Source organism: Halobacillus sp. SY10, from assembly GCF_045401165.1.
In the GTDB taxonomy this organism is placed as follows: domain Bacteria; phylum Bacillota; class Bacilli; order Bacillales; family Halobacillaceae; genus Halobacillus; species Halobacillus aidingensis.
Window position 1 is genome coordinate 3648188 of sequence record NZ_CP174345.1, and the last position, 14678, is coordinate 3662865.

12 protein-coding genes are annotated in these 14678 nt (G+C 37.1%); 1 reads left to right on the forward strand and 11 read right to left on the reverse strand.

The annotated features are described in order from the left end of the window. Window positions 1-160 precede the first annotated feature (160 nt). The 9 genes from ACJA3J_RS18545 to ACJA3J_RS18585 form a co-directional block, all read right to left on the reverse strand. A complete protein-coding gene (locus ACJA3J_RS18545; RefSeq protein ID WP_406944932.1) occupies window positions 161-1354 on the reverse strand; it encodes a glycosyltransferase in 1194 nt (397 codons plus the stop codon). Window positions 1355-1396: 42 nt separating this feature from the next. After that, complete coding sequence (locus tag ACJA3J_RS18550; protein ID WP_406944933.1) at window positions 1397-2398, reverse strand: sulfotransferase family protein; 1002 nt, start codon at window positions 2396-2398, stop codon at window positions 1397-1399. A 37-nt stretch (window positions 2399-2435) separates the two neighbouring features. Beyond that, the gene (locus tag ACJA3J_RS18555; protein WP_406944934.1) at window positions 2436-3920 is read right to left on the reverse strand and encodes an oligosaccharide flippase family protein; all 1485 of its coding nucleotides are present in this window, start codon (window positions 3918-3920) and stop codon (window positions 2436-2438) included. A gap of 54 nt (window positions 3921-3974) precedes the next feature. Then, window positions 3975-4646 (reverse strand): sugar transferase, encoded by a 672-nt coding sequence (locus ACJA3J_RS18560; RefSeq protein WP_406944935.1) that lies wholly within the window; start codon window positions 4644-4646, stop codon window positions 3975-3977. A 24-nt stretch (window positions 4647-4670) separates the two neighbouring features. Beyond that, a complete protein-coding gene (locus ACJA3J_RS18565) occupies window positions 4671-5996 on the reverse strand; it encodes a UDP-glucose dehydrogenase family protein (protein ID WP_406944936.1) in 1326 nt (441 codons plus the stop codon). Window positions 5997-6014: 18 nt separating this feature from the next. Next, window positions 6015-6893: a UTP--glucose-1-phosphate uridylyltransferase GalU gene (gene galU, locus ACJA3J_RS18570; RefSeq protein WP_406944937.1), complete on the reverse strand. Its 879-nt coding sequence runs from the start codon at window positions 6891-6893 to the stop codon at window positions 6015-6017. 1120 nt (window positions 6894-8013) lie between these two features. Beyond that, window positions 8014-8784, reverse strand: coding sequence for a tyrosine-protein phosphatase (locus tag ACJA3J_RS18575; protein WP_406944938.1), 771 nt, complete (start codon window positions 8782-8784; stop codon window positions 8014-8016). A gap of 163 nt (window positions 8785-8947) precedes the next feature. After that, entirely contained in the window at window positions 8948-9646 is a 699-nt protein-coding gene (locus tag ACJA3J_RS18580; RefSeq protein WP_406944939.1) for a CpsD/CapB family tyrosine-protein kinase, read from the reverse strand. Then, a complete protein-coding gene (locus tag ACJA3J_RS18585; RefSeq protein WP_406944940.1) occupies window positions 9636-10400 on the reverse strand; it encodes a YveK family protein in 765 nt (254 codons plus the stop codon). The genes ACJA3J_RS18580 and ACJA3J_RS18585 overlap by 11 nt, the downstream gene beginning before the upstream one ends. Before the next feature lie 274 nt (window positions 10401-10674). Here ACJA3J_RS18585 and ACJA3J_RS18590 point away from each other — a divergent pair, with 274 nt between their 5' ends. Next, the gene (locus tag ACJA3J_RS18590; protein ID WP_406944941.1) at window positions 10675-12636 is read left to right on the forward strand and encodes a tetratricopeptide repeat protein; all 1962 of its coding nucleotides are present in this window, start codon (window positions 10675-10677) and stop codon (window positions 12634-12636) included. A gap of 44 nt (window positions 12637-12680) precedes the next feature. On the opposite strand, the gene ACJA3J_RS18595 is transcribed toward ACJA3J_RS18590, so the two are convergent. Beyond that, window positions 12681-13766: a glycosyltransferase gene (locus ACJA3J_RS18595; protein WP_406944942.1), complete on the reverse strand. Its 1086-nt coding sequence runs from the start codon at window positions 13764-13766 to the stop codon at window positions 12681-12683. A gap of 20 nt (window positions 13767-13786) precedes the next feature. After that, window positions 13787-14674, reverse strand: coding sequence for a PIG-L deacetylase family protein (locus ACJA3J_RS18600; protein WP_406944943.1), 888 nt, complete (start codon window positions 14672-14674; stop codon window positions 13787-13789). Between the last annotated feature and the right edge of the window lie 4 nt (window positions 14675-14678).

The window sequence follows — 14678 nt, forward strand, 5'->3', positions numbered from 1 at the left end:
TTTTTAAAGAGAATAAAACTAAACCAAGTAATAAAAAATCCTTTATCGATCTAATAAATATATCATCTATAAAAATTGCTATAGTTCCATAAATTGAGAAAATAAATAGAGATATCTGTAAAATTATTAGGAAAACTTTTTCATTTGTGTAATAGATGTTTTACACCTCATTATCATTAAGCATAATTGATTTCTTATAAACCTCCGACAGCTCACTCCCTAATTTATTCATCTCGAATTTATTTTCAACGTGCTTTCTTCCGGCTTCCCCCATTCGAATCCAACTTTCATTTAAATCTATACATTTTTCTATTTTATTTGCTAAATAAAATTCATCTCTTTCTGGAGCGAGAAAAGCACTTTCACCTTCTATCACACTTTCAGGAATTCCATCATGAAATGTTGAAATTATTGGTATACCTGAAGCTTGAGCTTCTAATAAAACTACCCCTTGTCCTTCTTCATCTCCGTTACCAGCAGTAACACTAGGGAAAAGAAAAATATGAGTATCATTCAAAATAGCTTTTATATTTTCGTGAGTGACATTCCCTAGAAGAGTTATATTTTCATCTAAATTATTTTCAGTAATTAATTCTTCTAACTCAGCTCTTAATGGTCCATCACCAGCAATAGTATAGTGTACTTCAGGAAATTGTTTTACAACTTGCTTCATTGCTTTAATACCGTATTCATAGCCTTTTTTCTCAACCATTCTTCCAACACTAGTAATATTTATTTGAGTACCTTTTAATTTTCTCGGTTTAAATTCGAAATTTTTAGTTTCTATGCCCATAGGTAAAATTTCAATTTTATTTTCAGGACATCCATATTTCTTTAACACACTAGCTGTATAATTACTATTAGCTGTAATTACTGTAGCGTACTTGAATACATTTCTATAGATGCTTTTATTCTTTTTTAGAGCTTGTAATACATCATTTCCATGAAATGATACTATAAGTGGGAATTTATAAATTTTTTTCAATTGAATAAAATCATTTGCTATATCACCAAAGTGACAGTGCATTACATCGATTTCTTCAAGTTTGTTTTTTAATTTCACTAATCTATGAATAGTTTTCAATTTACTTTTAAAAGATATAATTTCCAGATCAAATAATACTTTTATAAGGCCTTTTAGAGGCAGTTCTTTCAATATGTTTACAAGGTTAATTTTACCATTAATATAAATAGTTTTTTCGAGCATATTTAATTCTTTTACAATAGGTTGAACTTTACCTTCATTAGCAGATTTCTTTGCAACGATTTTTACGTCGTGATTATTTTCCAATAAATACTTAATTTGAGAAAGTATGAAAGTTTCTGATAGTTTAGGGAATTGTGCAACGCACATGTATATATTAATAAATAGTCCACCTTTTTTTATCCATTAAATTCACAAGAAGCCATGGAAATATATTCTATTGCCGAAAAATGTTTTTAGAGTTTCACCCTTTACAGGCCTTAAACCAATATCCTTATAGAATGATTCATAATTGAATTCTTTTAGTATAAAAGGAAATAGTTTATTTATTACGTTAACTTCTAAAGGATTAATCTCACCTTTCCACTTATTAATTCTATCGTTAGTAATTCCATCAAATTTCTCTGACGAAGTGCTATTCCCTTTCCAATCCGAACCATTAATAGTTGATGGCTTGTATAAGATATCTTGATTTTCAATGTTCAAGAACTTCGATATTTTTTTAATTTCAATGTTAGGATTACTTACCAACTCTTCATAAGTTATTGTTAGGTAGTCTCTTTGATCAATTATTCTTTGGTTTTTCATTAAATAATAATATGAATTATATAGACTTCCAACAATGTGTTTTAATACGGGATATTCTCCTCTTTGTTGTTCTTTAAATTTTCTTATAGAGACTATATTTGAATAAGGATTACGAATAATATGTATAAATTTCGCTTTAGGGTATAATTTTTTTAAGTAAATGGCAAACTCTGCATTCTCCACAGATTTTTCAACAACTCTTTTATCGTGTGGTAAATCTTCCATATAAAGTGACTTATACATAGCATGTACATAGGAATCAATATAAGACTTCTCATTTAGTACAGTTTTACTATTTAATGAATTTTTTAGTGTGTTAGTAAAAATATCTAAATTCCAATAACCTCTCGTGTCACTATCTGAAAATTCTGTATATTCACTATTTGAACTCTTTATCCAAAATGAGAAATTATCAATAATCTGCTTTTGACTAAAGCTTTCCGGATACTTCCTTCTTATTTTATAATCTATCCACATTCCTAGATGTTCAAAGAAGTGTGCTTCAATAGGTACTACAAATAAATCTGTATGACCCTCTAACAAACTTCTTACTAAACTAGTCCCAGACTTATGAGCTCCTAGTAAAAAAATTGGCTCTTCATTCATGTTGAATTTCACCTCGTTAGTAATGAAAATGGAATTATTATTTCCTTTTTATTTTTTTTAATAATGAACTTAAAATCATTTTATCTTCTGAGGAAATTCCATTTATCCCATAAATTAAAATGAATGAAACAAAATATATGGAAAGTAGCATTATTAATTGTAGTATAGCAACTTCATGGAAACTATTTTTTAGAGCGATCACTAGACACGTCGATATTACAAAAGCTAAAATAACTTTAATATATTCTACGTTATATGGGTGGATTTTAAGTCTACCATAAACGAGAATTAACTTAATTAAGTTACTTAAAGCTATAGCTAACAATGATGCTATAGCAGCTCCTTCTATACCATATATCGGTATTAAAGTAACATTTAAAAGAATGTTTAAACAAGCTGTAACAATACTAATATAAAGTTCAAACAAGGGCTTTCCCGTCATGGTATTAATATAGCTTGCGGGACCTACTGCGGAGTTAACCAATTGTCCAATGGCTACTAATATTAATGCTGTTGAACCTATAAGGAATTCATCACCAAATAAAATCATAATTTCTTGACTAAACGAAATTATAATTGAAAATATAATTAAATTACCTAATAAAGACCATTTAGTTATAGTAGTGTAAAGTCCTTTTATTTCCTTTATTTCTTTGTTCGAATATAAACGTGTTATAACTGGTGCAAACATTGTATTAAAAGCTACTAATATAAAGCTACTTAAAGTGCCAATTTTCACAGCAATACTATACACTCCAACATCTTGGCTATTTAAGTAATAACCAATCATTAGAACATCAGACTTAGTAATTACAAAATTCATGCCTCCAATTAAGATTAAAGGTGCAGAGAATTTCAATACTTCTTTAAAGTTCGATACATTTTCCTTAGTGAATATGTATCGAATTTTGATATTTTTAAGTATAGAATTTATAAAATAACCTATTGCTAGCAAAGTACTAATATAGAATGCAACAATTAAGCCATTAATTGTATAGCCAAGGAAGTATAGACAAATAAATATCAATATTTTAAAACTAGGTATGAAGTAATTCTGCATTAGTACGAAATTTGTAATGTCGCTTTTACTACGATACACGCCTCTAAAAAGATCTATCAAAGATAATAAAATAATAAATGGGCTCATATATATTAATATTGAGAATATTTCTGCATCATTTAGTAGTTCAACTGCAATAATTTTACTAAAACCTAAAAGCAGCAAAGTCATTATTGTGCTAATTAATAAGGAAGCCCCAAAAGCAAAAATAATAATACTATTGGATTTCTTTTGATCTTTTTCTTTAGGAATAAAAGCAATTATCCCTTGATCTAAACCAAGTTTCATAAATATTGATATAAAACTTACAATAGTATAGACAAGCATGAACCTACCATAAGCTTCTGCTCCTAAGTAACGAGCAGCAAATAAGTTTAGTACTAATCCTAGGAACAAACCTACGATTCTTCCCACAAATACTATTGATGATGATTTTGCTATTCTTACTAAATCATTATGCAAGTTTATCTTTCCTTCTAAAATAAATTCCCTTGATGTAAAAATGTTTAGTATTTTTTAATAAGCATCTTTAGCTCCGATAATTACTATACATGTTTTAAGTATTAATTTTATATCTATGGTAAGAGATCTATTTTTAATGTATTCTAAGTCCATCTCTACCCACTCATCAAATCCAATATTACTTCTGCCACTAACTTGCCAGTAACATGTTAGGCCAGGTGTTACACTTAATCTTTGCCTTTGACGCTTGCTATATTGGACAACTTCATTAGGTAGAGGTGGTCTTGGGCCTACCAAGCTCATGTCCCCTTTTAATACATTAATTAGTTGAGGTAATTCATCTATACTGGTTCTCCTTATGAATTTTCCTACTTTAGTGATTCTAGGATCTTCTCTTATCTTAAAAACTGGACCCTTTGCTTCATTTTTTGCCATAAGTGCTGCTTTCAATTCTTCTGCGTTTGATACCATAGAACGAAATTTATACATTCTAAATTTTTTGCCATCCTTACCTATTCGAATCTGATCAAATAGTATTGGACCTTTAACATCTTCAACTTTTATAAACACACTAACTAATAAGAATAAGGGAGATAACATAATTATACCTAGTGTAGCGCCAATTATGTCCAATAACCTCTTTATTACTAGGTACTTAACACTGTCATTACTTTCGACCTCATTATATGCCATGCTGGTGCTTTGCTTTGTATTTAATTGCGTCATCCGAATCACCTACCTTTATTGAAATTAGCTTAAAACCTCACTCAGGATTCCTGAAACAGATGGACGGCCGACAGAATGATATTCCACCCTATAATTACGCATTTCTTCTAAATCGAAGCAGTTTCTACCATCTAACACCAATGGATATTTCATAGTTGAAAATAAACTTAAATCAACATTCTTTATATCGTCCCATTCTGTTAAAATCAGAGCAGCATCACTTCCAAGTAAAGCTTCATTTATACTTTCTGAATAATTCACTTCCGGCCTGAGAATATTTTTTGCATTTTCAGTAGCTATAGGATCAAAAGCAATTACCTCTGCACCTTTTTCTACTAAACGATTCGTCACAACAATTGAAGCTGCTTCACGCATGTCATCTGTGTTTGGTTTAAAAGCCAGCCCTAATACTGCGATTCTTCTCCCTTTTAAATCTGACAATCTTTCTAAAAGTTTTTCTATAAGTACGTTTTGTTGCTTACGATTTACATTTACAACTCCTTTGAGGAGTTCAAAGTCATAATGTACGTTACCCGCAATCTGAATAAGTGCTTTTGTGTCCTTAGGAAAGCAAGATCCTCCATATCCAATACCAGCATTTAAGAATTGGGAACCAATTCTTTTATCCATACCCATACCCTTAGCAACATCTTCTACATTTGCATTCAATCGATCACATATGTTTGAAATTTCGTTTATAAAGCTTATTTTCGTTGCAAGAAAGGCATTAGATGCATACTTGATCATCTCAGCACTCTTTACATCAGTTCTGAATACAGGTACACCAAATGGTTTATTAATCTCTTCGAGGATATCTCCAGCATCTTCACTTTCCGTTCCTATAACAATACGATCTCCATTGAAAGAGTCATAAATTGCAGATCCTTCTTTTAAAAACTCAGGATTGGAAACCACACTAACCGTGAGACCTTTTTCTAAGTTTTTCTGTAGAATTTCTTTTATTTTGTTATTTGTTCCTACAGGGACTGTACTTTTAGTAACTAAAATAGTATCCTTCTTTATATTTGTTGCAATATCCAAGGCAACCTTGTACACAGAATTCAAATCAGCTGAACCATCTTCATTCTCAGGAGTCCCAACAGCTATGTAAATAACATCCGCATTATTAAAACCTTCTGTATGACTTGCTGTGAAATATAGGCGTTCCTCATCTATATTTTTTGCCATCATATCACTAAGACCAGGCTCATAAATTGGAGATATTCCTTTTTGCATCATCTCTATTTTCTTCATATCAATATCTATACAAGTAACGGTATGACCTATCTCAGAAAGACTCACGCCGGTAACTAAACCGACGTATCCTGTTCCAACTACAGCTATCTTCAATTGATTACCTCCTCTTACTCAGTTCTTAACTTTTTGGCGCATTAATGTTTGGATCAGCTCTTCTACATCTGGACCTATTTCTTCATTTTTCAATGCAAATTCGATTGTAGTTTTAATGAAACCGAATTTTTCGCCTACATCATATCTCTTACCATCAAAGTCATAAGCAAACACTTTTTGTAATTCATTCAACTCTTGAATGGCATCTGTTAATTGGATTTCTCCGCCAGCCCCTGTTTTCTGTTGATCAAGAAAACCGAAAATTTCTGGATTTAGCACATAACGACCCATAATAGCTAAGTTTGAAGGAGCTGTTCCCTGTTTTGGTTTTTCCACAAAATCACTAACTTGGTATCGACGACCTTCATTCCCACTTGGATCTACAATTCCATAACGGTGTGTCTGATCTTCTCCTACTTGTTGAACTCCAATTACAGATGAACCAGTTTCCTCATATTGGTCTATCAATTGTTTCAAACAAGGCGTGTGGCCTTCTACAATGTCATCCCCTAAAAGAACCGCAAAAGGATCGTTTCCAATAAAGTTTCTTGCGGACCAAACGGCATGCCCAAGTCCTTTTGGTTCTTTTTGTCTTATGTAATGGATATCCACGTTGGATGTTTCTTTTACTTTATCAAGTAGTTCGTATTTCTCTTTTTTTAATAAGTTATCTTCGAGCTCAAAGTTATTATCAAAATGATCTTCTATTGCACGTTTCCCTTTACCAGTTACAATAATGATGTCTTCTATACCTGACGCGATTGCTTCTTCTACTATGTATTGAATTGTCGGTTTATCAACAATCGGCAACATTTCTTTAGGCATTGCTTTCGTGGCTGGTAGGAAACGTGTTCCTAATCCAGCAGCTGGAATAATAGCTTTTTTTACTTTCCCCATAAATAACACCTCTTTTAATATTGTGAAAAATTAGTATATATGTTTTTTGTTTACTTAATATGTTAAAGTCCCTTCACCAGGGTTAGCTTACATCAACCGCATGTGCATCAAGCTTCTGAGTGGTTAAGGTCCCGAGAATGAACATCAGAATGATAGTCACAATTTCTAAACCAATCTCGTATTCTAATATGGGCCTCTCTCCATAACCTAGCAACATGAGGGAACCTAGGTAGCAATAAAATTATTGTTGAATTTTACAGGTTCACTCTAAAAAACCTTAAATATGTATATCACCAATTTGATATTTGATGGGTGAATTTACTACCTAACATGTTATCCTCCATCATAAGCAAGATTTAATAGCTTAAATTGCTATTTTTTATAAATCTTTTATTGCTTTATACTTAACAGACGTCAAGACAATGACGATATGGTTAATATGGTGGTTTTCAGTTAAGTTTCTGGTTTCTTGCATTCTAAGGCAGCCCAGCACTCTGTAACATAACTTTTCAACGTAGTATTTAGTTTAAAAACTTTCAGGCGAAGCACACTCCAACGATGTGCAGTATACGTAATACCTAAACGTTGTTAAAAGTAATTCTTACGTAAACACCGTAAGGCACCTAGCTTAGAGAAAGAAACATTGTGTCATTGGTAGCGATAGTTTAGGATGTCTACTAGGTTTCAATCTATAACAACCTTATACCTACGACCTTTGGATGTACTAAGAATTTTTGTAACTATTTTGTAACATAATGTATTGTATCAATAACCTAGTAACCTTTAAAGGGGAATTTTGTGGATTTTTACATATATTTTATATATTTTGTAAACAGATTTTTATAAAGCGTTTTCACTGATTGTCCCTTTTTAATAGAAATGTGATATCAGCATATTTCGGCAAAAACACTCACTTCAGCTAAAAACTCTTTATAGATTTACAAAAGTTTCAATATTCACATTTTAACAATTTTCCGCAGTCATTGAAACCGGAGTTTCGAACAACCTTACTATACTCCTATTTTTACTAATAATGTGCCTCTATAATATCTAAATTAAATAGAAGGGGGCAGTGACGTTTTACAACGTCGCTGCCCCTTTCTGTATACCCATGAATATCTTATTTGAATAGAGAGAAAAGTCCCTTCTTCTTAATATGTTCCGGAGGCTCAGCCTGAAGGATATTTCCCGCGATAACATTCTCTGCATTCTCAGACATCAAATAAACCATATCCAAACCGAAACTCTCTCTTACCTCACTATACGCATCTTTCATACAAAAGCCACGACTTGTCGTATTATGGGCATCGGAAGCAATCAAATGAGCAAGGTTCGCTTTAATCAACTGATGAGAGAACTTCTTTATCTTCTTCCCGAACTTCCCGCAAACACTCGCAGCTGTCACCTGCACGAAGGCACCTTTCTTCACGAAAGAATAAAGAAGATCCGGGTTTTCCATGATTTGTTTGTTTCTCTCCGGATGTACGATGATGGGTTTGTAACCAGCGACTTGCAAATCAAAGAGCAGCTGATTCGCATATTTAGGTACGGAACTTGACGGAAACTCAACGAACACGTAAGTCGTTTCGTGGTTAACAGGAAGAATCTCATCTGCATCAAGACCGTCGATCATTTCGCCATGAATACGACTTTCTTGGCCCGGCAATACCTCAAGCTCTATTCCCCGCTCCCGGAAGGTGCGATTAAGTTCAGTGACCTGGATAAGAATGTCGTTCTTAAAATTATCAAAGGCTCCATTTCTATGGTGTGGGGTCGCCACGATCTTTGTGATCCCATCTTTTACTGCTGCTTCAGCCATTTGGATACTTTCTTCCACGGTCTGAGCTCCATCATCGACGCCGGGTAAAATATGACTGTGAAGATCTATCATTAGATAAACCCCTCTCATTTTTTGTGAATTTTATATTTATCGTAATAATAAACGTACATTCTATTAGATGTTATTACTTATTGATAATATCATTTATAGTGGGGGTTTCATAGTTTAAAGGAAAATAAAAAAGAGAAGAGTCTCATCAACTCTTCTCCTTGAATTATTGGCCATAATAGTAGTAATAGTTACTGGATTTAATGTCCTGATCGTTCAACACGACACCAAGAATATTCGCTTTTGTCTGATCCAGCTGCTCTTTGGCCTTCTGAATCGCTTCTTTCTCTGTCTGTTTACTTCTAACAACAAGAAGCACTCCATCCACAGCATTTGATAATACCTGCGCATCAGCTACAGCAAGGACGGGAGGCATATCAAAGATGACTACATCATACGTCTTTTTCGCTTCCTTAATAAAACTCTTCATCTTATCCGAACCTAACAATTCGGAAGGGTTAGGTGGAATCGGACCACAAGGAATGACATCCAAGTGCTCAACATCCGTCTTACTAGCCAACTCCGTAACCAAATGACTTTTGACAAGGTAATTACTCAACCCTTTTGTATTATCCACTCGGAACGTGTAATGAATCGTCGGCTTACGCATATCGGCATCTACAAGGAGAGTTTTCTTTCCCTGCTGCGCAAACACGACGGCAGTATTCGCTGTTGTAATTGATTTTCCTTCGGATGGAGAAGCCGATGTGACAAGCATCGTTTCCAAGTCCGTATCAACAGATGTAAACTGTAGATTTGTACGGATCGTTCGAAACTGCTCCGCGATAGGTGATTTTGGGTTTTCATGGGCGATCAGCTGTCTCCCTCTCAGGTTTGAAACGTTCTTATTCTTTTTACGTACCAACAGACTCACCTCTTATTTCTGAGATGTTATTCGTTCTTCTTCTGGCGCGGTCAGCAGGACTCGGTAGATCGTCTGCTGTAATTGTGGAAACCACTCCAAGTACGGGTAATCCTAGCGTTTCTTCAATATCATCTTCAGACTTGACGGTGTTATCCAAGTATTCAAGCAAGAACGCAATCCCTACCCCGATCATCAAACCGACGACAAGCGCAATCGCTATGTTAAGCATCGGATTCGGGCTCACAGGAGACACATTCGGTCCTACAGTTGCACTTGATAATACATTGACGTTATCAACGCTCATCAACTGCGGAACTTCTTCTTTAAATACCGTTACCGTTGTATTAGCTAAATCTGCTGCCAGCATGGCATTTTCATCTTGAGCCGTGACATTAACGACCTGGGACTGTTCCGCATTCGAGACCTGCAATTTGCTGGAAAGCTGAGAAGCAGACATGTCCAATCCTAATTCATTGATGACTTCGTCCAAGATTCTAGGACTTTGAATGATGACATTATATGTATTTATAAGTTCAACGTTCGTACGAATATCATTAATGTCGTAGGGTGTGTCCTGTTGCTGCGTTTGTGATTGACTGACAATGAACTGGGAAGACGCTTCATAGGTCGGAGTAATCACAAAAAAAGTAATAGCGGCACTGATTGCAGCCGCACCAAGAGCTAAGCTGAGGATCATGATGATTCTTTTCTTAAGGACCTCGAAAATTTCTTTCAAGGAAATTGTCTCTTCCATTAATAAACCTCCTGTTGTTTGTCGAATAAACAGATATCAGCATTATAGCATAAGATATCTATCTATCGACCTCAAAATCTAGAATATTTAACTATTTTTTTACATAGAATACTAAACTTTCTAAGGTTAATTATCGGTTATCCCTTCGACATATTGTAGGGAAAACCGATATAAAAGGGGAAAACACGACAAATATCCTAGTATTCCGATTTTGATATTTTGTGTGTACAATAATATAAATGATATCTATTTATTGAGAAAGGAATGTGATGTGATGAACGTCAAACGTGTGCTATTTTCCATCGCTTTGCTGGGTCTGGCTGCTGCAGCAACGATTTTCACAGTAAATTCCGTCCAAGCCAATACGCTTGAAGAACGGTACGAACTTGCAGACGAAGCCTTCAAAGCTGAAAATTATGAAAAGAGTGTGGATCTATACTCCGAAGTTCTTGAAATGGAGGCTTCCCATAGAGATGCAAGGGTAAAACTTGCGCAATCATACATACATCTAAATCAAATGGAGGAAGCTGCTACAACTCTGAGTGAAGGAATTTATGAAAATCCGGAATACGGGCCTTTATACACACTCTTATCTGAAGTGTATATAACAGAAGGTGAGATTGAGAAGGCGTACCGGACATTAAAAAAAGGAACCCGTTATAGTAAAGATCCCTCTGTCAAAGAGTCATACGATCAACTGCTTTCTCATATAAAAATCGATGGTGATAGAAGATTGGTCCAACAAGGTTATGAAAGGGAGTACAGGCTTGTTTGGACCGCGGAAGATGGGAGCCTGTATCCACTAGAAGCTGAGTGGAAGGTAGAAAACCCTGTCGTCGGAGAAATAGAACCTGTGGAAGAAGAGCCTTCCGTTAAGTTCAAAGGGGTGAAAACTGGATCTACCGAACTTCTGATCACTTGGAATGATTTTACTCAGACCATCGAAATGGTTGTCGAGGAGCATGTGTTGGAAGAAGTCAACCTGACCCCTGAGGAAATGGAAGTTTTCACGATTGGAGAGTCCCGTACATATGAAGTATCAGGAACCGATGCTGCCGATGAAGAGATGATTTTTGACCCTGAATGGACATTAAAGGAAGAAAAATTCAATCTCGATTCAGAAGAGAAAGCCCTTACTCTTTCAGCTGAGGAGTCAGGGTTGGATGTGTTGACCCTTACCTATAAAGACTTCCAAAAAGCAATTCCATTGATGGTAGAGGGAGAAAGCGAAAGCTACGTTCAAACCAATGTAGATGGCCAAGGACGTGTTGTTATAACACCAGCTCAAGAGAGTTATGAACAAGGAGATGTGATCCAACTTCAAGCAGTCGGAGAACCCGGGTGGACATTTGTCCGTTGGGCTGGTGATCTCCAAGGAATTGAAGACACGATCGAGCATACGGTAGATGGTCATCTGAATGTGACAGCAATCTTTGAATCCAACGCTCATCAATTGAACCTTTCCATTGAAGGTGAAGGTGAGGTCTTCCGTGACTCGCTCTCCAACACATACAGTCATGGTGAGACCATTTCCCTGCGAGCAAAACCGGCGCCCGGGTGGACATTTGAAGGCTGGGAAGGCGATTTGACGGGAGCGACAACCAACGCTCGTTTAACATTTGATGATGATAAACAGATTCGCGCGGTTTTCACGGAAAAAGAACAAGCAGATGAAGAAAGTGAAGAAGATGAAGGTGAAAATGAAGAAGAAAAAACGGAAACACCGGAATACGAACTGAATGTAAGCAAAACCGGAAAAGGGACAATCAGTAAGAGTCAATCCGGCACAAGCTTTCCAGATGGAACGTTTGTGACATTGACGGCTACCCCTTCAGACGGTTATACATTCGCCGGTTGGAGAGGGGATGTCACCCACTCTTCCCGAACGGTAACGATTAAAGTGAATAGTGATTATAACTTGAAAGCCTTGTTTGAAGAGATCACCCAGGAACCGGAGCCTGAGCCCGATCCTGAACCAGAACTGGAACCTGAAATGTACACCTTAACGACATCAACCAAAGGTCAAGGTTCCATTCAAGTCTCTAATCAGACAGTGGAAGCTGGAGAAAGTATTTCCCTTCAAGCGGTTCCGTCCGAGGGTTGGACGTTCGTCCGCTGGGAAGGAGATGGATCAGGTGGATCGGCGAGTACGTCCATCCAAATGAATCGAAATAAATATGTGACAGCTGTGTTTGAACAAGTAAATGAGGAAACTTCTTCAGAGGAAGAAGAATAAACAAAAGCCTTGGGATACAAGTGATTCCAAGGCTTTTTCTATCTTCATTTATTGTATATATTTATGATCCGCTCCAGCATGACTTCTTCATCATTCTCCTGAGCAAGCCCTTCCCCTTTTTCGATTCTAGACTCTCTTACGGAAGAATCATTCAGCACTTTCGCCATGCCTTCTTCAAGCGCCACCGCGTCTTTCGGCTGCACAAGCTCCCCCGCTCCGTCTTTCAAAAGATACGATAAACCTCCGACGTCAGACGCAACGACAGGTGTATGAGCCGACATTGCTTCAAGAGCCACAAGTCCGAACCCTTCGATGTGGGAAGGCAGAACAAAAAGGTCAGCCGCTGCCATCCACTTCCCGACGGTCGCCTGATCTTTTGTACCGTGGAAATGGATACGGTCCTTTCGATCCGATTGAACCGAAGACTTTAATTCTTGTAAGAAGCTCTCACTCTTCTTGCTTCCTACAACATGGAGATGGAGATTCCCCTGCTTCTCATTCAAGGACTGGAAAGCCTCCAATAATTCACGTAACCCCTTCGCTTCAATCAAGTTTCCGACAAAAAGAATGTGACAGTCATTCGTGGAAAGGCCCAGTTCCTGCTTCGTCTCCTCTTTTGACCTTGGAGCAAACACGTTCCGATTCACCCCCATGTTGATGACCGAAACCTTCGACGCTGCAATACCGAAACCTTGAATAACTTCTTCTTTCAGTGCTTCTCCGACAACAATGACATAATCCGCTTCTTTCAAAATGTACCCCGTCATCTTCCGGATCCACTTGTTCTTTTTCGCCATTTGATCGAGGTCTCCACCGTGGGAGGTCACGACCAGTTTGGTTCCGAACAGCTTCTTGAACAAAAGAGCAAGGAGCCCGCTCGGGAAGATGTAGTGGGCATGGACGACATCAAAGTTTTTACCGGATGGAAGCTTACTGATGGTTTTCAGGAACCAAAGCCCGTACTTTTTCAAAAGGTTGACCTTCCCGCCACGGTTGTCGCGGTTGACGGCGATGTCGATGTTCAGCCCCTTCTGCTTCAAAGCTTCGACTTGGTTTCTTACAAATATACCGTAGGTCGGGGTCTTCCGACTTGGATACATGTTGCTGATGACTAGTACACGTTTACTCATAGATGAATCCTCCCCGTCCACTACTGGATCGTGTGACGATAGAAATCTTTTTTCTGATCATAGTTTTTGAAAATCGCCCACAGCAGTGTATCCGTGCGGTTCACTTGTTTGAAGGTTTTCGGAAAGTTGATTCCCTTCTCCTTTAGGGTTTCGCAATGCTTGATGAACGCATCCTTATCCAGTTGGATGAACCCTTCTGCCGATTGGACGGGTGATTTGGCGAGATTTCCTTTCAACTGGTTCAATTCCAGGAAACCATCGAAAGCAATCGCCTGGGAGGCAAACACTTCCGTCGCCTGCACCTTTTTCCCGTACTGATCGGATGTGTCGATCAAACAGTTAATGAAATCTGGTGGAAACGCACAGTTGATTTCATACATGCGGACAATTCCATTGAAGTCGTCCATTTGTTTCAGAGTGTCAGTAAGAAGCTGAGCCGTTGCTGTGTGGTCGGTGTGGGCATCGACATAAGGTGTCGTATAAATGACATCAGGTGAAACTTCCTCAATTTTCTGTTTTAAGAATTGAATATTCTCCTGACTGCTCGACACGCCCCCATCCGGAAGATCCATATAAGAGACTTCTGATAGTTTCAGAATGTCCATCACTTGATGTATTTCCTCTTTCCGACTTCGTTTCAGTTCCTCTTCACTCAAATCACTGACACTTCCGCCTCCATCTGTGATGAAAAGGCAATGGACCTCTGCACCATGTTCCGCATGTTTACGGAGTGTCGCTCCAGGACCGATCGTTTCATCGTCCATATGTGGTGCAAGGACAAGCACCTTCTTCTCCTCTTCGACAGACGTCAGGTCCAAGTCTGCACTGTAATGTCTTTTCAATATCCGGCGTGTCACTGGTCGATTGACCGGCCTCGCCAGGTTCATTAACATTTCTTTTTTACTCATGATC